At 46.1% G+C, this 482-nt stretch carries 1 pseudogene; it reads left to right on the top strand.

Annotation, left to right across the window (positions count from 1 at the left end):
- A pseudogene (locus tag STRDD11_RS13295) lies at positions 1 to 425 on the top strand (sucrose phosphorylase); the annotation flags it as partial.
- Positions 426 to 482: the final 57 nt, after the last annotated feature.

A 482-nucleotide genomic window follows, 5' to 3' on the forward strand; every position in this document is an offset into this window, starting at 1 on the left:
CGACTTATTACTCAGCCTTAGGCGATGATGATAAGAAATACTTCATTAGCCGCCTGATTCAGGCCTATGCACCGGGCATTCCTCAGGTGTACTATGTTGGCTTTCTGGCCGGAAAAAATGATCTGGAACTGCTGGAGGAAACTAAGGAAGGCCGCAATATCAACCGCCATTACTACAGCAATGAAGAGATTGCCCAAGAAGTCAAACGACCAGTGGTGCAGGCCCTGATCAAGCTCTTCAGCTACCGCAACCAGTCTGCGGCCTTTGACCTGGACGGCAGCATCGATGTTGAGCTGCTGAATGAACATAGCTTGCACATCGTCCGCAGCAATGCGGACAAATCAGTCAGTGCAGAAGTAGTCATTCATCTAAAAGATCTGACCTATACAGCCAGTGAAAACGGCCAGCTGATGGCCTTTGAATAAATCAAGGAAAGAGAAGTAATATGGTAGAACTCAATCTGAAAACATTTACAAAAATAT

Origin of the sequence: Streptococcus sp. DD11, from assembly GCF_001578865.1 — a bacterium.
Classification (GTDB): domain Bacteria; phylum Bacillota; class Bacilli; order Lactobacillales; family Streptococcaceae; genus Streptococcus; species Streptococcus panodentis.